Annotated in this window: 24 protein-coding genes; 10 read left to right on the top strand and 14 right to left on the bottom strand. The window is 73.6% G+C overall.

The genetic code is table 11. The features are described 5' to 3' along the window. Positions 1 to 57: 57 nt before the first annotated feature. Genes ACI79K_RS11140 through ACI79K_RS11130 form a run of 3 tightly spaced genes read right to left on the bottom strand, consistent with a single transcriptional unit; the run spans position 58 to position 3,498 of the window. The gene (locus tag ACI79K_RS11140; RefSeq protein WP_456590907.1) at positions 58 to 855 is read right to left on the bottom strand and encodes a succinate dehydrogenase/fumarate reductase iron-sulfur subunit; all 798 of its coding nucleotides are present in this window, start codon (positions 853 to 855) and stop codon (positions 58 to 60) included. A gap of 20 nt (positions 856 to 875) precedes the next feature. Next, positions 876 to 2,822: a fumarate reductase/succinate dehydrogenase flavoprotein subunit gene (locus ACI79K_RS11135; RefSeq protein WP_456590906.1), complete on the bottom strand. Its 1,947-nt coding sequence runs from the start codon at positions 2,820 to 2,822 to the stop codon at positions 876 to 878. Positions 2,823 to 2,835: 13 nt separating this feature from the next. Continuing rightward, positions 2,836 to 3,498, bottom strand: a complete 663-nt coding sequence (locus tag ACI79K_RS11130) for a succinate dehydrogenase cytochrome b subunit (RefSeq protein ID WP_456590905.1) — start codon at positions 3,496 to 3,498, stop codon at positions 2,836 to 2,838. Between the two features lie 207 nt (positions 3,499 to 3,705). On the opposite strand from ACI79K_RS11130, the gene ACI79K_RS11125 reads away from it, so the two are divergent. Next, positions 3,706 to 4,314 carry a sulfite oxidase-like oxidoreductase gene (locus ACI79K_RS11125; RefSeq protein WP_456599715.1) on the top strand — a complete coding sequence of 203 codons (609 nt, stop codon included), beginning with the start codon at positions 3,706 to 3,708 and terminating at the stop codon, positions 4,312 to 4,314. Then, positions 4,307 to 5,044, top strand: a complete 738-nt coding sequence (locus tag ACI79K_RS11120; RefSeq protein WP_456599714.1) for an FAD-binding oxidoreductase — start codon at positions 4,307 to 4,309, stop codon at positions 5,042 to 5,044. Before ACI79K_RS11125 ends, ACI79K_RS11120 begins: the two co-directional genes overlap by 8 nt. Positions 5,045 to 5,078: 34 nt before the next feature. Here the strand turns inward: ACI79K_RS11120 and ACI79K_RS11115 are convergent, their stop codons facing one another. Beyond that, positions 5,079 to 6,536 (bottom strand): M1 family metallopeptidase, encoded by a 1,458-nt coding sequence (locus ACI79K_RS11115; RefSeq protein ID WP_456599713.1) that lies wholly within the window; start codon positions 6,534 to 6,536, stop codon positions 5,079 to 5,081. 196 nt (positions 6,537 to 6,732) lie between these two features. Between ACI79K_RS11115 and ACI79K_RS11110 the strand changes: the two genes are divergently transcribed. Then, the gene (locus ACI79K_RS11110) at positions 6,733 to 6,954 is read left to right on the top strand and encodes a hypothetical protein (RefSeq protein WP_456599712.1); all 222 of its coding nucleotides are present in this window, start codon (positions 6,733 to 6,735) and stop codon (positions 6,952 to 6,954) included. 18 nt (positions 6,955 to 6,972) lie between these two features. Here ACI79K_RS11110 and ACI79K_RS11105 read toward each other — a convergent pair whose 3' ends face one another. Genes ACI79K_RS11105 through ACI79K_RS11090 form a run of 4 tightly spaced genes read right to left on the bottom strand, consistent with a single transcriptional unit; the run spans position 6,973 to position 10,629 of the window. Further along, positions 6,973 to 7,578 carry a response regulator gene (locus ACI79K_RS11105; RefSeq protein ID WP_456587270.1) on the bottom strand — a complete coding sequence of 202 codons (606 nt, stop codon included), beginning with the start codon at positions 7,576 to 7,578 and terminating at the stop codon, positions 6,973 to 6,975. Beyond that, on the bottom strand, positions 7,575 to 8,777 hold the full coding sequence (locus tag ACI79K_RS11100) for a sensor histidine kinase (RefSeq protein ID WP_456587271.1): 1,203 nt from the start codon (positions 8,775 to 8,777) through the stop codon (positions 7,575 to 7,577). The genes ACI79K_RS11105 and ACI79K_RS11100 overlap by 4 nt, the downstream gene beginning before the upstream one ends. A 38-nt stretch (positions 8,778 to 8,815) precedes the next feature. Further along, on the bottom strand, positions 8,816 to 9,643 hold the full coding sequence (locus tag ACI79K_RS11095; RefSeq protein WP_456587272.1) for an ABC transporter permease: 828 nt from the start codon (positions 9,641 to 9,643) through the stop codon (positions 8,816 to 8,818). Beyond that, positions 9,643 to 10,629, bottom strand: a complete 987-nt coding sequence (locus ACI79K_RS11090) for an ABC transporter ATP-binding protein (protein WP_456587273.1) — start codon at positions 10,627 to 10,629, stop codon at positions 9,643 to 9,645. The genes ACI79K_RS11095 and ACI79K_RS11090 overlap by 1 nt, the downstream gene beginning before the upstream one ends. Before the next feature lie 245 nt (positions 10,630 to 10,874). Between ACI79K_RS11090 and ACI79K_RS11085 the strand changes: the two genes are divergently transcribed. Beyond that, the gene (locus ACI79K_RS11085; RefSeq protein ID WP_456587274.1) at positions 10,875 to 11,288 is read left to right on the top strand and encodes a DoxX family protein; all 414 of its coding nucleotides are present in this window, start codon (positions 10,875 to 10,877) and stop codon (positions 11,286 to 11,288) included. Here ACI79K_RS11085 and ACI79K_RS11080 read toward each other — a convergent pair. Then, complete coding sequence (locus ACI79K_RS11080; RefSeq protein WP_456599711.1) at positions 11,197 to 11,778, bottom strand: DUF6817 domain-containing protein; 582 nt, start codon at positions 11,776 to 11,778, stop codon at positions 11,197 to 11,199. The two genes, ACI79K_RS11085 and ACI79K_RS11080, sit on opposite strands and share 92 nt — an antisense overlap. Positions 11,779 to 11,911: 133 nt before the next feature. Between ACI79K_RS11080 and ACI79K_RS11075 the strand changes: the two genes are divergently transcribed. The 3 genes from ACI79K_RS11075 to ACI79K_RS11065 are packed head-to-tail and all read left to right on the top strand — an operon-like array spanning position 11,912 to position 14,439. Next, complete coding sequence (locus tag ACI79K_RS11075) at positions 11,912 to 12,742, top strand: formate/nitrite transporter family protein (protein WP_456587276.1); 831 nt, start codon at positions 11,912 to 11,914, stop codon at positions 12,740 to 12,742. A 48-nt stretch (positions 12,743 to 12,790) separates the two neighbouring features. Continuing rightward, positions 12,791 to 13,693 carry an ABC transporter ATP-binding protein gene (locus tag ACI79K_RS11070; protein WP_456587277.1) on the top strand — a complete coding sequence of 301 codons (903 nt, stop codon included), beginning with the start codon at positions 12,791 to 12,793 and terminating at the stop codon, positions 13,691 to 13,693. Beyond that, the gene (locus tag ACI79K_RS11065; protein WP_456587278.1) at positions 13,690 to 14,439 is read left to right on the top strand and encodes an ABC transporter permease; all 750 of its coding nucleotides are present in this window, start codon (positions 13,690 to 13,692) and stop codon (positions 14,437 to 14,439) included. The genes ACI79K_RS11070 and ACI79K_RS11065 overlap by 4 nt, the downstream gene beginning before the upstream one ends. On the opposite strand, the gene ACI79K_RS11060 is transcribed toward ACI79K_RS11065, so the two are convergent. Next, the gene (locus ACI79K_RS11060; protein WP_456599710.1) at positions 14,436 to 14,981 is read right to left on the bottom strand and encodes a DUF1990 family protein; all 546 of its coding nucleotides are present in this window, start codon (positions 14,979 to 14,981) and stop codon (positions 14,436 to 14,438) included. The genes ACI79K_RS11065 and ACI79K_RS11060 overlap by 4 nt on opposite strands. A 151-nt stretch (positions 14,982 to 15,132) precedes the next feature. On the opposite strand from ACI79K_RS11060, the gene ACI79K_RS11055 reads away from it, so the two are divergent. The 3 genes from ACI79K_RS11055 (at position 15,133) to ACI79K_RS11045 (ending at position 18,851) form a co-directional block, all read left to right on the top strand. After that, positions 15,133 to 15,990 carry a HipA family kinase gene (locus tag ACI79K_RS11055; protein WP_456587280.1) on the top strand — a complete coding sequence of 286 codons (858 nt, stop codon included), beginning with the start codon at positions 15,133 to 15,135 and terminating at the stop codon, positions 15,988 to 15,990. Beyond that, on the top strand, positions 15,987 to 16,376 hold the full coding sequence (locus tag ACI79K_RS11050; RefSeq protein ID WP_456597446.1) for a DUF3037 domain-containing protein: 390 nt from the start codon (positions 15,987 to 15,989) through the stop codon (positions 16,374 to 16,376). Before ACI79K_RS11055 ends, ACI79K_RS11050 begins: the two co-directional genes overlap by 4 nt. Before the next feature lie 216 nt (positions 16,377 to 16,592). Next, complete coding sequence (locus tag ACI79K_RS11045) at positions 16,593 to 18,851, top strand: PhoX family protein (RefSeq protein ID WP_456599709.1); 2,259 nt, start codon at positions 16,593 to 16,595, stop codon at positions 18,849 to 18,851. A 46-nt stretch (positions 18,852 to 18,897) separates the two neighbouring features. On the opposite strand, the gene ACI79K_RS11040 is transcribed toward ACI79K_RS11045, so the two are convergent. From ACI79K_RS11040 to ACI79K_RS11025, 4 genes are all read right to left on the bottom strand, one after another. Further along, entirely contained in the window at positions 18,898 to 19,188 is a 291-nt protein-coding gene (locus ACI79K_RS11040) for a 4a-hydroxytetrahydrobiopterin dehydratase (RefSeq protein ID WP_456587284.1), read from the bottom strand. Positions 19,189 to 19,290: 102 nt separating this feature from the next. Further along, entirely contained in the window at positions 19,291 to 20,001 is a 711-nt protein-coding gene (locus ACI79K_RS11035; protein WP_456587285.1) for a phosphoadenylyl-sulfate reductase, read from the bottom strand. Continuing rightward, complete coding sequence (locus ACI79K_RS11030; protein WP_456587286.1) at positions 19,998 to 20,171, bottom strand: hypothetical protein; 174 nt, start codon at positions 20,169 to 20,171, stop codon at positions 19,998 to 20,000. The genes ACI79K_RS11035 and ACI79K_RS11030 overlap by 4 nt, the downstream gene beginning before the upstream one ends. Then, positions 20,168 to 21,841 (bottom strand): nitrite/sulfite reductase, encoded by a 1,674-nt coding sequence (locus ACI79K_RS11025; RefSeq protein WP_456587287.1) that lies wholly within the window; start codon positions 21,839 to 21,841, stop codon positions 20,168 to 20,170. Before ACI79K_RS11025 ends, ACI79K_RS11030 begins: the two co-directional genes overlap by 4 nt. Between the last annotated feature and the right edge of the window lie 40 nt (positions 21,842 to 21,881).

Genomic DNA, 21,881 nt, shown 5'->3' with positions numbered 1-21,881 from the left:
CTCCGGTGTCCGGAGGGGGGCTCTCGTGCAGTTCCGCGCCAGGGGGGCGCGGTGAGGTCAGCTCTTCGGCCGCGCCCCGGCGCGCAGGGCGCCGAGCAGGTCGTGGTTCAGCCGGGAGATCGTCTCCATCGAGATGCCCTTCGGGCAGGAGGCGGAGCACTCGCCGATGTTCGTGCAGCCGCCGAAGCCCTCGCGGTCCTGCTGCGCCACCATGTTGACCACGCGGTCGTTGCGCTCGGGCTGGCCCTGGGGCAGCAGCCCCAGGTGCGTCACCTTGGCGGCGGTGAACAGCATCGAGGAGGCGTTCGGGCAGGCCGCCACGCAGGCACCGCAGCCGATGCAGGTGGCGGCGTCGAACGCGGCGTCCGAGTCGGCCTTCGGCACCGGGGTCGCGTGCGCCTCGGGCGCGGTGCCGGTGGGCACGCTGATGTAGCCGCCGGCCTGGATGATCCGGTCGAACGCCCGTCGGTCGACGGCGAGGTCCTTGATCACCGGGAACGCGGTGGCGCGCCACGGCTCGATGTCGATCGAGTCGCCGTCCTTGAAGGAACGCATGTGCAGCTGGCACGTGGTCGTCTGCTGCGGGCCGTGCGCCTGACCGTTGATCATGACGCCGCACATGCCGCAGATGCCCTCGCGGCAGTCGTGGTCGAAGGCGACCGGGTCGTCGCCCTGCATGATCAGCTGCTCGTTGAGCACGTCGAGCATCTCGAGGAACGACATGTCGGGGGAGATGTCGGTGATCTTGTAGGTCACCATCTTGCCCTTGGCCGTCGGCCCCTGCTGGCGCCAGATGCGCAGCGTCAGGTTCATCCCGCGCTTCTCGGCCGCGGGGTTGCCGACGCTGGAGCGCATCGGGCCTTCGTGTGTGGCTGTCACTTGTAGCTCCGCTGGGCGAGGTGGACGTACTCGTACTCGAGGTCTTCCCGGTGCAGGACCGGGGGCTGGCCCTCCGGCGTCCACTCCCAGGCGGCGACGTAGGCGAAGTTCTCGTCGTCGCGCAGCGCCTCCCCGTCGGGCGTCTGGCTCTCCGCGCGGAAGTGGCCACCGCAGCTCTCGCGGCGGTGCAGGGCGTCGATGCACATCAGCTCGGCGAGCTCGATGAAGTCGGCGACCCGGCCGGCGTGCTCCAGCGTCTGGTTGAAAGAGTGCCAGTCGCCGGTCACCTTCAGGTTGGTCCAGAACTCCTTGCGGATCTCCTGGATGCGGTCGATGGCCTTGCGCAGGCCCTCGTCCGTGCGCTCCATGCCGCAGAGGTCCCACATCAGCTGGCCGACCTCGCGGTGGAAGGACGCCGGGGTGCGGTTGCCGTTGATGCTCAGCAGCTTCTGCACCTGCTCCTGCACGCCGGTGAGCGCCTCGACGGCGGCGGGGTGGCTCTCGTCGACCTTCTCGAACGGCCCGTCGGCGAGGTAGCTGCTGATCGTCGACGGGAGCACGAAGTAGCCGTCGGCCAGCCCCTGCATCAGCGCGGAGGCGCCGAGCCGGTTCGCGCCGTGGTCGGAGAAGTTGGCCTCCCCGATCACGAACATGCCCGGGATCGTCGACTGCAGGTCGTAGTCGACCCACAGCCCGCCCATCGTGTAGTGCACGGCGGGGTAGATCCGCATCGGGACCTCGTAGGGGTCCTCGCCCGTGATCTGGGCGTACATGTCGAAGAGGTTCCCGTACTTGGCCTCGACGGCCGGACGCCCGAGGCGCTCGATCGCCTCGGCGAAGTCCAGGTAGACGCCGAGCCCACCCGGGCCCACGCCGCGGCCCTCGTCGCAGACGTTCTTGGCCTGGCGCGAGGCGATGTCGCGGGGCACCAGGTTGCCGAACGAGGGGTAGAGGCGCTCGAGGTAGTAGTCGCGGTCGGACTCGGGGATGTCCCGCGGGTCGCGGTCGTCGCCGCGCTCCTTGGGCACCCACACGCGGCCGTCGTTGCGCAGCGACTCCGACATCAGGGTCAGCTTCGACTGGTAGTCGCCCTTGACCGGGATGCAGGTGGGGTGGATCTGCGTGTAGCAGGGGTTGGCGAAGTACGCGCCCCGCTTGTGCGCCCGCCAGATCGCCGTGGTGTTGGAGCCCTTGGCGTTGGTGGAGAGGTAGAAGACGTTGCCGTAGCCACCGCTGGCGATGACCACCGCGTCGGCGAAGTGCGTGCTGATCTCGCCGCTGACGAGGTCGCGGGCGACGATGCCGCGGGCGCGGCCGTCGACGACGATCAGGTCGAGCATCTCGGTGCGCGAGTGCTCCTCGACGGTCCCGGCCGCGATCTGCCGCTCCAGCGCCTGGTAGGCGCCGTAGAGCAGCTGCTGGCCCGTCTGGCCGCGGGCGTAGAAGGTGCGCGAGACCTGGGTGCCACCGAAGGAGCGGTTGTCGAGCAGGCCGCCGTACTCGCGGGCGAAGGGGACGCCCTGGGCGACGCACTGGTCGATGATGTTGACGCTGACCTCGGCGAGGCGGTGCACGTTGTTCTCGCGCGAGCGGAAGTCGCCGCCCTTGACCGTGTCGTAGAACAGCCGGTGCACGCTGTCGCCGTCGTTGCGGTAGTTCTTGGCGGCGTTGATCCCGCCCTGCGCGGCGACGCTGTGCGCGCGGCGCGGGCTGTCCTGGTACCAGAACGACTTCACGTTGTAGCCGGCCTCGCCCAGCGTGGCGGCGGCGGAGCCACCGGCCAGGCCCGTGCCGACGACGATGATCGTCATCTTGCGGCGGTTGGCGGGGTTGACCAGGCGGCCGCGGAACTTGCGCTCGCTCCAGCGCTCGCCGATCGGGACGTCGGTGGGGGCCTTGGTGTCGGCGATGGGCTCGCCGACGGTGAACAGCTCGAGAGGCATCTGGGGGAGCTCCTTAGTCGATGAGCCCGAAGAGGACGGAGAACGGCACCAGCAGGAATCCGAGGGTCAGGACGGTCGAGAACCCGAGGGCGAACAGGCTGACCGTCTTCTCGCGGCGCCGGTTGCTCTGGCCCAAGGTCTGCGTGGCGCTCCAGATGCCGTGCCGCAGGTGCATGCCCAGCAGGATCACCGAGATGGCGTAGAAGATCGTGACGAACGGGTTCTGGAAACTGGCGACGAGCCGGTCGTACGGCGTGCTGTCGAAGCCCTCGGCGTTCACCGCACCCAGGGTGAGGTCGAGGACGTGGTAGATGATGAAGGCGCCGACGATCACGCCGCCCCAGCGCATCGTCCGCGAGGCGTAGCTCTGGGCGGTGGCCTTCTTGGTCACGTAGCCCGACGGGCGCGCACGCTTGGCCTGGCGCCACAGCGAGACGGCGGCCCAGAAGTGCGCCACGACGGCGACCAGCAGCACGATCCGGATGACCCAGAGCGTGGTCTGCCCGGGCAGCGCCGGGTTGCCGACCGTGCGGATCCAGCCCGAGTACGAGTTGAACGCCTCGGCGCCGGAGAAGGCCTTCAGGTTCCCGATCACGTGCGCGATCAGGTACAGCACCATGATGATGCCGCTGACGGCCATCACGGCCTTCTTGAAGACCGAGTTGGTCTTCGCCACCTTCGGGGTCCTGCGCTGAGTGTGCTCCACCGTCACCACAAGTCCCCACGCTAGGACTACACGGTGCTTGCCACCAAGCCAACACGAGGTGACACGGCTCATGTAAGGCGACCCTCACCGCAGGTCGGAGGGGAGGCTCCCGGCATCCGTGCACGTCGGGGGCGCGCGGTGGTGGTCCAGGCGCCTCCGGTGGGGGATCGTGTCCTCGTGCCCACCCCCACCCGTGGATTCCTCGGCCGCCGCCGCGAGCGCGACCCGCGGCTGCCGCCCGGCCAGTACGACGTCGGCGCCGACTGGCCGGTGCTGACCGCCGAGCCGACCCCGCGCATCTCATCCGAGACCTGGAGCATCACCGTCGACGGGAAGGTGGAGTCGCCGACGACGTGGTCGTGGGAGGAGGCGCACCGGCTGCCGCCGTCGGAGTACCGCGGCGACATCCACTGCGTCACGACCTGGTCGAAGTTCGACACCCGGTTCTCCGGCGTCAGCGTCGACACGCTGCTCGATGCCGCCCGGCCGACCGCCGAGGCGCACTTCGTCATGGCGACGTCGAAGACCGGCTACACGACCAACCTGCCGCTGGCCGACGTCACCGGCGGCAAGGCGTGGTTGGTCTGGGACTTCGACGGTCGCCCGCTGACCCCGGAGCACGGTGGTCCCGTCCGGCTGCTGGTGCCGCACCTGTACTTCTGGAAGAGCGCCAAGTGGATCAGCAAGCTGACCCTGCTGGCCCGTGACCAGCCGGGCTTCTGGGAGCAGAACGGCTACCACGACCGCGGGGACCCGTGGCGGCAGCAGCGGTACCAGGGTGACTGAGGCCCCGGACCCGGTCGTGCTCGGCGCCGGGGTCCCCGGTGCCCCTGCCGGTGGCTGGCGGACGGCCACCGTCGCCGGCGTCCGTCGGCCGGTGCCGCGCTCGGTGCAGCTGCGGCTGGACGTCGCCGACCGGGTCGACCACCTGCCCGGGCAGCACTACGTGGTCCGGCTCACCGCCCCCGACGGGTACACCGCGCAGCGCTCCTACTCGGTCGCCTCCGCGCCCGGCGATCCGCTGGTGGAGCTGTTCGTGGAACGGCTGGACGACGGCGAGGTCTCCACCCACCTGGCCGACGTCGTGGAGCCGGGCGACGTGCTGGAGGTGCGCGGCCCCATCGGTGGCTGGTTCGTGTGGGACACGGAGAGCCCGGCGCTGCTGGTCGCCGGCGGCACCGGCGTCGTCCCGTTCGTGTCGATGCTGCGCACCGCCCGGGCGCTGGGACGCGCCGACCGGCTCCGGATCGCCGTCTCGGTCCGGACGCTGGAGCTGCTGCCCTACGCCGACGAGCTGCTCGCCGCCGGCGCGCTGGTCGTCACCACGCGGGAGCCGCACGGCATCCGGCCCGCCGGCCGGCTCACCGCCGCGGACCTCGTGCCGCTGTGGGAGCCGGGTCAGACGGCCTTCGTCTGCGGCTCGGCCGCGTTCGCCGGCGCGGCCACCCGGCTGCTGGAGACCCTGGGCATCCCGGCGGCGGACATCCGGGTGGAGCAGTTCGGGCCGAGCGGCTGAGGGGCCCGGCCGGGCCCCTCAGCCGCTCGGGTCGTCAGCCGGCCGCGGTCGGGTTCCCGGGGGTGAACAGCCACTGGTGGAACAGCTCGTCCAGCTGCTGCCCGGACACCTTCTCCGCGAGCGCGACGAACTCCTCGGTGGTGACCGTGCCGCCGGCCTGGGACGCCACCCACTCCCGGACGATCGCGAAGAACGCCTCGTCGCCCACCTCGGTGCGCAGCGCCTGGAGGGTCATCGCGCCGCGGTAGTAGACGGCGATGTCGAAGAGGTTCTCCGTGGCCGGCCCCGGGTCGCCGATGGTGAGCTCCCAGAACTCCGGCGGGGCGCCCGCGGCGATGGCGTCGAACTCCTGCTGCGGGCTGGACAGCCCTTCGCGCTCGAGCCAGAGCCACTCGGCGTACGTGGCGAACCCCTCGTTGAGCCAGATGTGCCGCCACTCGTCGATGCGCAGGAGGTCGCCGGTCCACTGGTGGGCCAGCTCGTGCACCACCACGAGGTCGCCGCTCACGGCGTCGGAGAAGAACGCCGACGCGTAGATCGGACGGGTCTGCGTCTCCAGCGCGAACTGGAACTCCGGGTGGTCGTCGACGATGCCGCCGGAAGCACGGAACGGGTACGGCCCGAAGACGCCGGAGAGGAAGTCGGTGATCTCCGGCTGCCGGGCCAGCGACCCCTCGGCCACCTCACCGACGGAGGCGCCCCCGGACCCCGGGTCGAGCTCCATGGTGAACAGGTCGGGGTCCAGCGCGTCCCAGTACCGGATGCCGTCGGCCCGGTACTCGCGCAGGTCGAACTCGCCGATCGCCAGCGTGACCAGGTAGGTGGCCATCGGCTCCTGCGCGCGCCAGTCCCAGGTGGTCCACCCGTGCGCGGTGCGGGTGCCGCGGAGGACGCCGTTGGAGACGGCCTCCAGGCCCTCCGGGACCGTGGCGCGGACGGTGACCGAGGCGGCGTCCCGGGGGTGGTCGTTCGCCGGGAACCAGGTGGCCGCGACGTCGGGCTGGCCGGCCACGATCGCGCCGTCGTCGGTGTGCATGAAGCCGGAGGTGCCGAACGCGTCGGTGATGGTCTGCGGAACGCCGTCGTAGGTCACCGTGGTGGCGAACCTCTGCCCCGCACGGGGCGCCTTGGCGGGGGTGACGGTGAGCTCGCCGCCCTCGCGCGCCCAGGCCGCGTCGCTGGAGCCCACCCGCACGGACCGGACCTCCATGCCCTCGAGGTCGAGGTTGAAGCTGGAGAGGTCCTGCAGCGCCCGGGCGGTGATCGTCGCGACCCCGTGGAGCACGTCGGTCGCCGGGTCGTACCGGACGTCCAGGTCGTAGTGGACGACGTCGTACCCGCCGTTCCCGTCGAGCGGGAAGTAGGGATCCCCGAGGCCGGGGGCGCCGGGGGACCCCGTGCGGGGCGGGTCGTCGCCGGCGGACGCGGTCCCGGCACCGAGGCCGAGCGCCACCACCGTCGTCATGGTCAGGATCGAGAGTTTCCGGGACATGGCTGCTCCTCCGAGCCGTCGCGGGTCTCCTGTGCGCGGAGACGGCGACGGTAACGGCTCGGTGCGGGCGCGATTCTCCGCGCCGACCCGCCGTGGCACCCCCGCCGCGTGGGACCACCGGGCGGTCACACGCGGTCGCTCGCTGCTACCGGCGGCCCGGCTCAGCGGTCGTCGCTGCGCGGCCGGCCGGGTAGAAGTGGGGGATGACGACGACCGCACCGCACCCGACCCGGACCCGGACTCGGGCGTCGGTCGGCGGCACGGCCGGGAGGGCATCCTCAAGTACACCGAGAGCCAGACCGTCGCCGTCCAGCGCAGGCTGCCGGTGGGGCCGGTGCCGGGGCTGCCGCTGGAGCGCTACGCGACGGTGGTGACCGCCGGGCTCCGGGCGCTCAAGCGGCTGCCGTTCCGCAGGTGAGCCCCTCGCCGCCCGGTGTCAGATCCAGCCGTGCCGGCGGGCCTCGGCGACGGCGGCGTGCCGGTTCGGCGCCCGCAGCTTCGCGGCGGCGGCGGAGAGGTGGTTGCGAACCGTGCCGGGGGAGAGGTGGGCGCGCGCGGCGATCTCCTCCACCGGCGCGCCGCCGGCGGCGAGCTCCAGGATGTCGGCCTCGCGCGGGGTCAGCGGGCTGTCCCCGGCGCTGATCGCCTCGGCGGCGAGCTCGGGGTCGACGTACCGGCCGCCGGAGTGCACCGTGCGGACGACGGTGGTCAGCACCCCGGCGTTCACCGTCTTCGGGAGGAACCCGCGCACCCCCGCCTCGAGCGCGCGCTTGAGGTGGCCCGGTCGGCCGTGCCCGGTGACGATCACCAGGCCGCAGCCGGGAAGGAACGCGGCCAGGTCGGCGGCGAGCGAGATGCCGTCGCGGTCGGGGAGCTGCAGGTCGAGGACGGCGACGTCGGGGGAGTGCGCCCGCGCCATGGCCAGCGCCTCGGCCGCGGAGGCCGCCTCCGCGACGACGTCGAGGTCGTCCTCCAGGGCCAGTAACGCGGCCAGCGCCGAGCGGATCAGGTTCTCGTCGTCGGCGAGCAGCACGCGGATCACCGGCGCACCGCCACCGGCACCGTGGCCTCCAGCGCGAAGCCGCCGTCCGCCGGCCGCGCCCGGAGTCGGCCGCCGAGGGCGGTCAGCCGTTCGGCGAGCCCGGTGAGGCCGTTGCCCCACTCCGTCCCGGGCGCGTCCGCTCCGTCGTTGACCACGGTCAGTCCTGCCTCCTGCTCGGTGACGGTCACGGTGATCGTGCACCGCGACGCACGGCTGTGCCGCAGCACGTTGGTCACCGCCTCGCGCACCACCCAGGCGAGCGCGCTCTGCAGGTGCTCGGGCAGCGCCGTCCCCGCGTCCTCGCCCGAGACGCTGCAGGCGACGCCGGCCGCGCGGAGCACCGAGCGGGCGCCCGCCAGCTCGCCGCCGAGGTCCGCCGAGCGGTAGCCGCGGACGACCTCCCGCACCTCCCGCAGCGACCCCTCGGCGATGCGGCTGATGTCGTCGAGCTCCTCGGCGGCCCCGGGCTGACCGCGCCGGACGAGCGCGCCGGCCAGCTGGCTCTTCACCGCGATGGTCGAGAGGTCCCGGCCCATGACGTCGTGCAGGTCGCGGGCGAACCGCAGCCGCTCCTCGGCCACCGCCAGCTGCAGCTGGACCTCCCGGCTGCGGGCCATCTCCTGCACGACGTCGAGCACCCAGACGGAGAACCGGAAGGCGAGCACCACCCCGATCACCGCCAGGGTGAGCGCGGTCCCCTGCGCCACCGCCGCGGGGGCCGGCGTCCCGTCGAGGTAGGCGGCGAAGCCGCTGAGCACCCCGATGGTGAGCGTGTGCGGCAGCAGCTGCCGGGTGGTCCAGACCGTCGCGCACGCGGTCAGCACCGTGCCCAGGGGCAGCGCCACCGACCACGGCACGGCGGGCGACGGCTCCCCGGTGCCGAACGCCCAGGCTCCCGCCGCCGCCATCAGCCCCGCGGCGGCGAAGGCGCCGAGGACCGTGCGCCGGGGCAGCGGCTCGCCGCGGCCGTGCGCGGCCAGACCGCGGCGGGTCACCACCACCCCGCCGACCGCCGTGGCGACGGACCCGGCGAAGAACAGGCCGACGGCGAGATCCGGGACCGGCTCGGCGGCCGCGCCGAGCACCGCGACGGCGAAGAGCGGGATCGCGCCGAGGAACGTGTAGAACGACCACCGCGTGTAGAGCTCGATGCGCTCGGGGTCGGAGCGGCTGCCCCACCAGCGGGTCACGGTCGGCACGGCGCCCATGCTGCCCGACCGGCGCGCCGTCGCCGGGCTCACCGCCGTGGCGCCCAGCGGAACCCCCGCCGGGCGAGCACGCCGGCGACGACGAGCCAGCCCGCGAGCACCGCCAGCGGCAGCGTCGCCGCGCTCCACGCGCCGGCCCAGTCCACCGCCTCGCCGCTCCAGGTCTGCCCCGCCAGACCGAGCTGGCTCAGCTCGACGGCCGGGGTGAGCGGCAGGAACCGGGCCGCGGTGGCGAGCGGGTCGGGCAGCACGGAGAGCGGGAAGAACAGCCCGGACAGCGTGGTGGAGACCAGCAGCAGCGGGAGCGCGGTGATCTGCGCGCTCTCGGGCGTGCGGGTGAACGCGGTGCTCGCGGCCGCCAGCAGCAGCATCAGCGCGCCGCCGCCGATCAGTGCCACCAGCGGCAGGACGACGTCCACCGGCATCGCCCACTCGCCGAGGACGGCGATCCCGGCGCCGACGAGGACCACCTGGCCCACCGTGATCAGCAGGGTCGGTGTGGCGGTCCCGAGGATCACCTCCGCGCCGGTGAGCTCGCCGGTGCGCATCCGCTGCAGGACCAGGTCCTCCCGGCGGGCGACGAACGTGGTGAGCAGGTTGGTGTAGGTCAGGAAGACCAGCATCACGCCGATCGCGCTGACCAGCAGCCGGGGGCCGACCGGGACCGCGCCGTCACCGAAGCCGAGCAGCGGGACGGCAGCGACCAGCAGCAGCGGCAGCACCGCCGAGTTCACCACGGCGGTGCGGTTGCGCAGGTAGAGCCGGGTCTCGGCGCCGGCGAGGGCGAGGGTGCGCCGGAGCCGGCTCGGCCCGGCGGGCGACGTCGTGGACGGGGCGGTGGACGTGGGGGCGGGCATCAGGCGCTCCTGCTCTCGGGGGCGGATCGGTCGGTGATCGGGGAGGCGCCGTCGGCGACGGCCAGGAAGGCCTGCTCCAGGGAGGCCGACCGCGCCTGCAGGCCCGCCAGCTGGACGTCGTGGTCGGCGGCCCAGGCCAGCAGCGTGGTCAGCGCCGCCTGGAGGTCGCGGGTGTGCAGCTCGACCCGGGGAGCGGGGGCGACGAGCCGGGTACCGGGCAGCGGCGGCAGCGGGGGAACGTCCCGGTCGAGGGTGAAGCGGACGGTGGCCGGCTGGGCCGCGGTGATCTCGACCGGGGTGCCTTCCAGCTCGATCCGGCCGGCGCGCAGGATGGCGATCCGGTCGGCCAGCTCCTCGGCCTCCTCGAGGTGGTGGGTGGTGAGCACGACCGCCGTCCCGCCCCGCACCATCTCCTGCACCAGCGACCACACCGTCCGCCGGCTCTCCGGGTCCAGGCCGGTGGTGGGCTCGTCGAGCACCAGGACGCGCGGCCGGCCCAGGAGGGCGAGGGCGAGGTCCAGGCGGCGGCGCTCGCCGCCGGAGAGGCTGCGCACGCGGACGTCCGTCCGGCCGGTCATGCCGACCTGCGCGAGCGCCTCGTCCACCGGGCGCGGGGACGTCAGGGTCCGCGCCCAGGTGGACACCGTCTCGCCGACGGTGAGATCGCCGGGCAGGCCGCTGCTCTGCAGCAGCACTCCCAGGTGCGGGCGGACGGCGGCGGGCTCGCGGTGGGGATCGGCGCCCAGGATCCGCACGGTGCCCCCGTCGGGCCGGGCCAGCCCCTCCAGCACCTCCAGCGCGGACGTCTTGCCGGCGCCGTTGACGCCGAGCAGCGCGAACACCTCGCCGGGGTGCACCTCGAAGGAGATGCCCCGGACGGCTTCGAAGTCGCCGTAGCGCCGGCACAGGTCCACGACCTCGACCGCCGGTGGCGCGTCCGGCCGCGGTCCTGGCCGGGCGCGGGGGGAGTGGTCGACGGTGGTCATCCAGAACCTCCTCGGCGCGCCCCGCCGGCCGCCGTCGGGCCGGTTCTCCGGGTCGCACCCCCCACGTTGCCGCCCGGTCGGGCGCTGCACAGGTGCCGTCGTTCACGACCTGCGCCGCCGTCCGCACGCCCGACCCGTGACGCGTGTCATGGTCTGGCACGACGGCGGGCCGTCGTGCACGGTGACGGTCGGGGTGCCGGGCGGCGGTCGCAGCCGCCGTGACCGGCGAGGGCCGAGGAGGCGATGTGGAGGATCTGGCCGCCAGGGCCCTGGCGGGGCTCATGATCGGGTCGGGTGCCGGCCGCACCGTCGTCCCCGGGTACTTCCGGGGGCTCGTGCCGCCGTGGGTGCCGGCGCCGAGTGCGGCGGTCGCGGTCAGCGGCGCCGCCGACGTGCTCGCGGGGGTGCTGCTCACCCGTCCCGCCACCCGCCGGGCGGGAGCCTGGCTGGCCGCCGCCCTCGTCACCGCGTACCTGCCGGCCCACCTCGACCCGTTGCGCCGCGCGTCGACGGCGACCCGGCTGTTCGACCGGCGGCCGGGCATCGCCGCGCGGCTGCTGGTGAACGTCAGCTACATCGGCTGGGCGGTGGCTGTCGCCCGCGGTGCGGAAGGCCGCAGTCGAGGACGCGGCGCGCCTCGGTCAGCACCGCGGGGCTGAGCACCGGCGCCCAGGCTTCGGCGAGGCGGTGGAAGTACGCGCCGTGCTGCTCGACGAACCCGGGGGCGTGCTCGGCGACGTCGAGCTCGTTGACCAGGCTGAGGTCGGCGAAGGCGCGCAGCTGCGCGCCGTCCAGCCGCTCGACGTCGCGGGTCCGGCGATCGTGCAGGAGACCGGTCGACGCCAGGTCCTCCCACGTCCGGTCGCGGTCGCAGCTGCCGTACCGATGGACCAATGCCTCCGCGGCCGCACCGATGATCGCCGCGAGCAGCGGCCGCTCGTCGTCGGCGAGCAGCCGGACGTCGAACCCGTCGGTGCCGTACACCGCGTGCGCCCGGCCGGCGAGCTGCACGTCGGGGGTGGCGCCCAGCCGGGCGAGCGTTCGCTGCACCCGCTCCAGGTGCGCGGCCAGCGTGCCGCCGGGATGGCCGATCTCCTCGGCGCCGCGTGCGCGGAGCAGCGCAGCCAGGCGCTCGTCGGGAATGGTCATCACCGGACCGTAGCCACGCCGCCGATGACCGGCGATGAGCACGATCACGTGTGGGGGCGGGACCGCTCCGGGTAGGGCCGCGCCAACGCGCCGCCCGGTCCCCGGTCCCGGTGTCGACGATCGGAGGAGCACCGTGGAGGACCAGGAGCAGGACCGGAAGCGCGCGGAGCTGGGCGAGACCGACGTCCCCGCCGAGGACGAGGTCGCCGAGGCGTTCGAGAAGATCGTCAGCGAGGGTGCGCAGCGCCTGCACCGCCGGTGGCGGGAGGTGCTGGCAACGGGGCTGGCCGGCGGGCTGGAGATCGCCGTCGGCGTGCTCGCCCTGCTGGCGGTCCTGGAGGCCACGGGCAGCGAGCTGCTCGCCGGCCTGGCGTTCAGCATCGGCCTGATCGCGCTGATGCTCGGGCGCAGCGAGCTGTTCACCGAGGGCTTCCTGGTCCCGGTCACCGCGGTGTTCGCCGGGCGGGCGAGCACCGCCCAGCTGGCGAAGCTGTGGGCCGGGACGCTGGTCGCCAACCTCGTCGGCGGCTGGCTGGTCATGTGGGTGGTCGTCCTCGCCTTCCCCGAGCTGGCGGACACCGCCGTCGAGTCGGCGGCGCACTTCGTCGAGGCGCCGCTGGACGTCCAGGCGGTCTCCCTGGCCTTCCTGGCCGGCAGCGTGATCACGCTGATGACGCGCATGCAGCACGGCGCGCACTCCGAGACGGGGAAGATCGTCGCCTCGGTGATCGGCGGCTTCCTGCTCGCCGGGCTGGTGCTGTTCCACTCGATCCTGGACTCGCTGCTGATCTTCGGCGCGCTGCACGCCGGCGCCCCGTTCGGCTACATCGACTGGCTGGGCTGGTTCTGGTACACCGTGCTGCTCAACATGGCGGGGGGGCTGTTCGTGGTCACCCTGATTCGCCTGGTGCGGAGCAAGGAGCTGATCGAGCGGGAGCGCGCGGCCGTCGCCTCCGGCCACTGAGCAGCGCGCCTCCGGCCGGTCGCGGCGGGCTCCCGCCATCCTGGCGGCGTGATCGAGCTCGACGGTCTGACCAAGCGCTACCGCGCCCGGGTCGCCGTCGACCGGCTGACGGTCACGGTGCAGCCCGGCCGGGTCACCGGCTTCCTCGGGCCCAACGGCTCGGGCAAGACGACGACGATGCGCTGCGTGCTGGACCTGGCCCGGCCCACGGCAGGGACGGCGACGGTGCTGGGCCGGCCGTACCGCGAGCTGGCTCACCCGGTGCGGGAGGTCGGTGCGCTGATCGACCCGCGCGCCCGCCACCCGGGGCGCACCGCCCACGCCCACCTGCTCGCGCTGGCGCGGAGCAACGCGCTGCCGCGGCGCCGGGTGGACGACGTGATCGGGCTGGTCGGGCTGGAGCCGGTCGCCCACGAGCGGGTGCGGGGCTTCTCCCTCGGCATGGCGCAACGACTCGGCATCGCCGCCGCCCTGCTCGGTGACCCGCAGGTCCTGCTGCTCGACGAGCCGGTCAACGGGCTCGATCCGGAGGGGATCCGGTGGGTGCGCGAGCTGCTGCGCGATCTCGCCCACGAAGGGCGGACCGTGCTGGTCTCGAGCCACCTGATGAGCGAGATGCAGGACACCGCCGACCACCTCGTCGTCCTCGGCCGTGGCCGGCTGCTCGCCGACGTCCCGATGGGCGAGCTGCTCGGCGCGCACGTCGCCGTCCGGGTGCGCAGCCCGCAGGCCCCGCTCCTGGCGTCGGCGGTGCAGCGCGCCGGCGGCTCGGTCGAGCTGGAGATCGACGGGTCCCTGCGGGTCGACGGGCTGGCGGCCGCCGAGGTCGGGGACCTCGCGCACGACCTCGGCGTGCGGCTGCACGAGCTCAGCCCGGTCGCCACCTCCCTCGAGGAGGCGTACCTGGAGCTGACCGGCGACGACGTCGAGTACCGGGCGGTCACCCCGTGAGCCGCGGCGTGCCGTTCTCCGCGGTCGTGGGCAGCGAGTGGACCAAGCTGCGGTCGACGCGCTCCACCTGGTGGTGCTCGGCGCTGTTCGTGCTGCTGGCCGGCGGCGCGGGCTGGCTCGCCGCGGCCACCACGCAGGCGGCTCCGCGCGCGGACCTCGCGGTGAGCTCGGCGCTCACCGGGTTCGGCTTCGGCCCCGTGCCGCTGGTGGTCCTCGGCGTGCTGGTGGTCAGCAGCGAGTTCCGCACCGGGCTGGCGCTGGCCACCTTCACCGCGGTGCCGCGCCGAGGTCGGCTGCTGCTCGCAAAGACCGTCGTCGTCGTCGCCTGGAGCGTGCTCCTCACCGCGGTCGTGGCCGCCTTCTGCCTGCTGGCCGCCACCCGGCTCACCGCCGTCCCCGGCGGCATCCCGCCCACCGATGCCGATGTGCTGCGCCAGCTGTGGCTGCAGGTCGCCGGGGCGGCGCTCACCGGGGTGCTCGCCGTCGGCCTGGGGGCGGTCCTGCGCTCGAGCGCCGGCGCCCTCGGCGCCGCGCTCGCCCTGGTGCTGGTGCTCCCGCCGGTGCTCGCGATCGCCGGCACGGAGCTCAGCGTGCGGGTCTCGCGCTGGCTGCCGGCGTTCCGGGTGGGGGAGGACGCCTTCCTCGCGGCGGCGACCTCGTGGCAGACCGGCCTGCTCGTGGCCGGCGCCTGGGCGGCGGCGGCCTGGCTGCTGGGTGCGGCGCTGCTGGTGCGCCGCGACGTCTAGCTCCGCACGGCCCGGCGGATCGCCGACACGTACCGGGCGGTGGCCACCCGCTGGAGCGCCAGGCTCAGCGGACCCGCCAGTCGGGCGGCGGGCGAGGCCAGGCGGAAGAAGACCCGGATCGTGTAGACGACGTCCCCGTCGTCGGTGAGCCGGACGGTGAACCGCTCCTCGCCGCTCTCCGGGTGGCCGGGCAGCGTGCCGTAGGCGAAGCCCCGCTCGTTCCCCTCGGTGGCGGCCCACACGACGCGGCAGGGGATGTCGTACCCCAGCCGCGGCAGCCCCGCGGTCAGGACCACGACGGTGCCCGGTACGCCGGCCGGCCCCGAGGCGCGGATCCGCAGGCCGGCACCGCGCTGCGCCCGCCAGCCGAGCACCGCGGCGGCCGCCCGCTCGAAGGCCGCCGGCCCGGCGCCCACGACCGCGGAGTGCTCCGCGTGGTGGTAGCCGGCCGGCAGCGCCTCGCCCCCCGTGGCGCCCACCTCGGCGTAGGTGAACGGCGCCTCGGCGAGCAGTGCCGGATCGGTCGCGCGCAGGAGGCCCACGTCCCCAGTGTCCCGTCCACCCGCTCCCGCTGCCGGGTGCGGTCAAGGGGCCCGCGGTGCCGCGAGCGCCGCTGCGGCTCGGCGACGCGGACGGGTACCTCCGCGTCGGGCACGACGCGGGCAGCCGCACCGGGCGTAGGTTGACCCCACTGTGCTGCCCGCTGTCACCGCCACCCGCTACGTCACCCCGCTGCGCGAGGGTGGGTCGCTGCCCGGGCTCATGGAGGCCGACGACCTGGGCACCTACGTGGTGAAGTGGCGCGCGGCGGGGCAGGGCGTGAAGGTGCTGGTCGCCGAGGTCGTCTGCGCCGAGCTCGCCCGGGCGCTGGGGCTGCCGGTGCCGGCGCTGGTCACCGTCGACGTCGTCCCCGAGCTGGCCGTGGGCGAGCCCGACCACGAGGTGCAGGAGCTGCTGCAGCGGTCGGCCGGTCGCAACCTCGGGCTGGACTACCTCCCCGGCGCGCTGGACTTCGAGGCCGGCGCCGACGGGGTCGACCCGGAGCTCGCCGGCCGGGTGCTGTGGTTCGACGCGCTGATCGGCAACGTCGACCGCTCCTGGCGGAACCCAAACATGCTGTTCTGGCACGGTCGGCTGCAGCTGATCGACCACGGAGCCGCGCTCACCTTCCACCACCACTGGCCGGGGGCGGCAGCGGCCGTGGCCCGGCCCTACGACGCGTCCGCGCACGCCCTGGTCGAGTGCGCCCCCGACGTGCCCGCGGCCGACACGGCGCTGGCCCGCCGGGTCACCCGGGAGCTGCTGGACCGCGTGCTGGCGCAGGTGCCCGACGAGTGGCTCGACGACCCGCAGGCCGGTGCCGCGCCCGACGCCGTACGGTCCCGGTACGTCGAGCAGCTGCTCGCCCGGCTGGACGCCCGCGCGGCCTGGCTGCCCGGGGTGGTCGCCGCGGCCGCCGCCGGGGGAGCGGGCCGCCGGCGGGCGCCGCGCGGGGAGAACCGGCCCGCGTGGCTGGGGCCGCCGCCGCCGGAGGGGATCAGCCAGCGATGAAGGACACCTTCGAGTACGCGGTGCTGCGGGTGGTCCCGCGCGTCGAGCGGGGGGAGTTCCTCAACGCCGGCGTCCTCGTCTACTGCCGGCAGCGCGACTACCTGGGCTCGCGGCTGCACCTCGACGTCGACCGGTTGCGCGCGCTGGACCCCACCGCCGACCCGGTGGCCATCGGCCGGGCGCTCCAGGCGGCCGCGGACGTCTGCTCGGCCGATCCGGGCGTCGGTGCGGCCGGTCGGGAGGCGCTCGGGGCCCGGTTCCGCTGGCTCACCGCGCCCCGCAGCACCGTCGTCCAGCCGGGCCCGGTGCACACCGGCCTGACGGCCGACCCCGACGCCGAGGCCGACCGGCTGCTGCGCGTGCTGGTGCTCCCGGTCGAGGGCTGACCCCGACCTCGGCTGCGGTCGGGCAACCGCCGGCGGCTCCGGCGCGGCCGTCGCGGTGCTGCCCGTCACCGGACGCGGGCCGTCACCCGTCACCCACGGCGCGTGGCGCAAACGGTGGCCAGGAGGTCAGCGCTCGTTCACTGCTCGGTCACGTCGTGGTGGCCGGAGCCGGTTTGGCTTCGCGCGCCCGACTTCCTCTCGACCCAGAGGGTTCTGATGACCGACATCCTCGAGCCGCGCAAGCGCGCGCTGCTGCCCCTGCTCTCCGGCATCCGGCACGGCAGCCGCAGCCACACGACCTGCTTCTACAAGTGCGGCAACGCCTGCGACAGCGCCATCCCCAACCCGACGGACAACCCGACCTTCGCGGCTGTGGTCCAGCAGTCGTTCAGCCGGCGCAACCTGCTGAAGGCGGCCGGCGTCAGCGCCCTGGTCGTCGCGGCCGGACCGGCTCTCCCGGCCGCGGCCCAGACCTCGTCGTCCCGCCGCGGTGGTGCCGCCGACGGGGCCCTGACGTTCCAGCCGGTCCAGCAGAACTTCCTCGACGAGCTGGTCGTCCCCACCGGGTACGCCTCCAGCGTGGTCATGCGCTGGGGTGACCCGGTGCTGCCCGGGGCGCCGCCGTTCCGCATCGACCGGCAGACGCCCGAGGCCCAGGCCAAGCAGTTCGGCTACAACTGCGACTTCATCGGGTGGCTGCCCCTGGACGACCGCAACGCGCTGCTGGTGGTGAACCACGAGTACACCGACGAGCAGCTGATGTTCGCCGGTGTCGCCGACGAGGAGGGCGCGGGCGACATCCCCGACGAGTACAAGCGCGTCGCGATGATGGCGCACGGCATCTCGGTGGTGAAGGTCCGCCGGGAGGGTCCGGCCGGTCAGTGGCGGGCCACGCGGGAGCGCGACCGCAACCGCCGGATCACGACGGACACCCCCTTCCAGCTGACCGGGCCGGCCGCCGGGTCCGAGTACCTGCGGACCAGCGCCGACCCCGAGGGGCGCACCGTCCTGGGCACCCTGAACAACTGCGCGGGGGGCGTCACGCCGTGGGGCACGACGCTGCACGGCGAGGAGAACTTCAACCAGTACTTCGGGACGACGGCGCCGATCAGCGAGGCCACCCAGATGGCGGCGCTGCGCCGGTACGGCGTCAGCGCCGAGGACGTCCCGACCCGCAAGTGGCACACCGTCGACCCGCGGTTCGACCTCAGCAAGGAGCCCAACGAGGTCAACCGCTTCGGCTGGGTGGTCGAGCTCGACCCGTACGACCCCACCTCGACGCCCAAGAAGCACACCGCCCTGGGGCGCTTCAAGCACGAGGGTGCCGATGTGCGGATCGCCGAGGACGGCCGGGTGGTCGCGTACTCGGGCGACGACGAGCGCTTCGACTACATCTACAAGTTCGTGTCGAAGAAGAAGTACCGGGAGGGCACCGACCGGGCGACGCGGCAGCACAACATGACCCTGCTGGAGGAGGGCGACCTCTACGTCGCCCGCTTCACCGGCGACTCGCCGGCCGCCGAGATCGACGGCAGCGGGCAGCTGCCCGCCGACGGGGAGTTCGACGGGGTCGGGCACTGGATCCCGCTGGTCAAGGACGGCCGGTCGATGATCCCGGGCAAGGACGTCGCGTGGGTCCTGGTCTTCACCCGCCAGGCCGCCGACCGGCTGGGCAAGCTGCTCGACGAGAACGGTGACTTCCCGGACCCGGACAACGTCCAGGTCATCGATCCCTCGAAGGTGCCGACCAAGATGGACCGGCCCGAGGACATCCAGACCAACCCGGTCAACGGCCGGGTGTACGCGGCGCTGACCAACAACTCGAACCGGACCGGTCAGAACGGCCGGCCGGGGGCGGACGAGGCGAATCCGCTCACCCGCTCCTGGGCGTTCGTGCCCGCCGACGACGAGGCCGGCACGCCGGCGAGGTTCGAGGAGCGGCCGGGCAACCGCAACGGGCACGTCATCGAGTGGGAAGAGGTCGGGTCGGCCACCGGGGAGACCTTCAACTGGCGGATCTTCCTCCTCTGCGGCGACCCGGAGTACCCCGGCACGTACTTCGCCGGGTACGACAAGTCGCAGGTCAGCGCCATCTCGTGCCCGGACAACCTGGAGTTCGACCCGGCCGGCAACCTGTGGATCTCCACCGACGGGAACGTGCTCTCCACGCGGAACCAGGAGGCGGGCACCATCGGGGGCACGAACGACGGGCTCTTCGCCGTTCCCACCCAGGGCCCGGAGCGCGGCCACCTCAAGGCGTTCCTCACCGTGCCCATCGGCGCCGAGTGCAGCGGGCCGATGATCCCGTCGGACGGCCGGTCGGTGTTCGTCTCCGTGCAGCACCCCGGTGAGACGACCGGCTCCACGGTGGAGAACCCGTCGAGCCGGTGGCCCGACATGCAGGCGTACCGGCCGTTCCCGCGGCCGAGCGTCGCCGTCGTCTACCGCCCGGACGGTGGCCGCATCGGCAGCTGAGAGGAGCGCGAGCCCCGCACCGGTCCGGTGCGGGGCTCGCGTCGTCTCAGGGCAGGAGGGCGTCGATGCGGCGGGCCAGCTCCAGGTCCAGCTCGCTCACCCCGCCGGCGGAGTGGCTGACCAGCGTCAGGTGCAGGCGCCGGAACCGCAGGTCGACGTCCGGGTGGTGGTCCAGCTCCTCCGCGACGTCCGCGATCGCGACGATCGCGGCGACGGCGGCGCGGAAGCTCGGCAGCTCGACGGTGCGGCGGATGCCGTCGACGTCCCCCGACCACAGCGGGAGGGCGCGGAGCGCGGCGGCGAGCTCGTCAGGGGAGAGGCGGGGTGGGCGCGGCATCCGCCCATGGTGACGTGAGGGAACGGCGGCGACGTACTGGAACGGCCTCGTCCCCGGGGCCCGCGGCGCGGGGAGGGACGAGGCCCTTTCAGGGGTGGTTCCTCAGAGGTGCAGGCCGCACTCGGTCTTGGTGGAGCCGGCCCAGCGCCCGGCCCGCGGGTCCTCGCCCGGCGCGACCGGCCGGGTGCAGGGCGCGCAGCCGATCGAGCCGTAGCCGATCTCGAACAGCGGGTTCACCGGGACCTGGTGCTCGGTCGTGTAGGCGTCGACGACGTCCTGGGTCCAGGCCGCCATCGGGTTGACCTTCACCATGCCGCGCTTGGCGTCCCAGTCGACGAGCCGGGTGCCGGCGCGCGTCGGCGACTCGTCGCGCCGCACGCCCGAGCCCCAGGCCGTGAACCCGGCCAGCGCCTGCGCCAGCGGCTTCACCTTGCGCAGCTCGCAGCAGAGGTCCGGATCCCGGTCGTGCAGCTTCGGCCCGAAGGCGAGGTCCTGCTCCGCCACTGTCTGCGGCGGGGTGACGTTGTGCAGCGTGATCGGCAGCACGCTGCTGACCCAGTCGCGGGTCCCGATCGTCTCGGCGAAGTGGTAGCCGGTGTCGAGGAAGACCACGTTGACGCCGGGGATCACCCGGGAGGCCAGGTGCGACAGCAGCCCGTCGGCCATGGACGACGTGATCGCGAACTGGTCGCCGAAGGTCTCCCCGGCCCAGCGCAGCACGGCCAGCGCCTGCTCCACCGGGTCGGCGATGCCCTCGAAGCGGGCATCGGCGTCGGCGGCGAGTTCCGGTGTCGGTGCGATCGCAGTGGTCATTCCGGCACCCCCGTGGCGAGCAGTCGGACGGTGAACGCACGGAGGCAGGCGCCGCAGCGCCAGCCACCGGCCGACTCCCCGTCGTAGGGGGTCAGCTCCTCGTCCCCGCAGTACGGGCAGTGGAACACCGGCAGCTGCCGGGTCCTTCCCGGCTCCGGCTCCTCGGTCACAGCAGCCAGGCCTCCTCGGCGCGGGAGACGTAGTGGGCGAAGGACTCGCCCGGCGTCCGGCGGTCGAGGAAGCCGCGCAGCACGCGCTCGCAGTAGTCGGCGGTCTCCGCCTTCGTCACCTTGTGCCCGCGGAACTTGCGACCGAAGGTGGCCTCCACCCCGAGGTGGCCGCCGAGGTGGACCTGGAAGCCCTCGACCATCTCGCCGGTGTCGTCGCGCACCATCGAGCCCTTGAAGCCGATGTCGGCGGTCTGGAAGCGGGCGCAGCTGTTCGGGCACCCGTTGACGTTGATGCCGATCGGCACGTCGAAGTCCGGCAGCCGCCGCTCCAGCTCGGCGTAGAGCTCCTGCGCGTGCTGCTTGGTCTCCACGATCGCCAGCTTGCAGAACTCCAGGCCGGTGCAGGCCATCGTGCCGCGGCGGAACGCGCTCGGGCGCACCTGCAGGTCGTGCTCGGCCAGGGCCTCGACCAGCGCCTCCACCCGCTCGTCGGGGACGTCGAGGATGACCAGCTTCTGCTGCGTCGTCGTCCGGATGCGCCCCTGCCCGTACTCGTCGGCGAGGTTCGCGATCGTGGTGAGCAGCGAGCCGGTGATCCGGCCGGTGCGCAGCGCGAAGCCGACGGCGTTGTTGCCGTCCTTCTGCTTGGCGACGCCGACGTGGTCGCGCTGGTCGTGCTTCGCGGGGGCGGGCGCCGGGCCGTCGGGCAGCGCCTCCTCCAGGTACTCGTCCTGCAGCACCTGGCGGAACTTCTCCGGGCCCCAGTCGGCCATGAGGAACTTGATCCGGGCCCGGTTGCGCTGCCGGCGGTAGCCGTAGTCGCGGAAGACCGACGTGCAGGCGGCCCAGACGTCGGTGACCTGGTCGGGCCGGACGAAGACGCCGATCCGCTGGGCGAACATCGGGTTGGTGGACAGCCCGCCACCGACCCACAGGTCGTAGCCGGCCTCGCCCGCCTCGTTCACGACGCCGACGAACGAGACGTCGTCGATCTCGGGCTCGGTGCAGTGGTCGACGCAGCCGGACATCGACGTCTTCCACTTGCGGGGCAGGTTGCTGAACTCGGGGCTGCCCACGTACTTGGCGACGGTCTCGGCGATGACGTCGGTGGCGTCGATGACCTCGTCCTCGAGGATCCCGGCCAGCGGGCAGCCGAGCATCACGCGCGGCACGTCGCCGCAGGCCTCCATCGTGGAGAGGCCCACCGACTCCAGCCGCCGCCAGATCTCGGGCACGTCCTCGATGCGGATCCAGTGGTACTGCACGTTCTGCCGGTCGGTGACGTCGGCGACGTCGCGGCCGAACTCGGTGCTGATGCCGCCGAGGACGCGCAGCGCGTCGCTGGTCAGCTGCCCGCCGTCGATGCGCGCGCGCATCATGAAGTAGGAGTCCTCGAGCTCCTCGGGCTCCAGCACGGCGGTCTTGCCGCCGGGGATGCCCTGGGCGCGCTGGGTGTAGAGGCCCATCCAGCGCATGCGACCCCGCAGGTCCCCGGGGTCGATGCCGTCGAAGCCGGTCTTCGAGTAGATGTCCAGGATCCGCTGGCGCACCTCGAGGCCGTCGGAGTCCTTCTTCATCCGCTCGTTGGGGTTGAGCGGTTCGCGGTAGCCCAGCGCCCACTGGCCCTGACCGCGTTGCGGCCGGTTGCTGCTCCGGGTGGGGGTGCTCACGTGGCGTACTTCTTCCTGCGCTCGCCGACCGCCCGGCAGC

The organism is Blastococcus sp. SYSU DS0616 (assembly GCF_054051015.1).
This window is presented reverse-complemented; position numbering and strand designations above follow the sequence as displayed.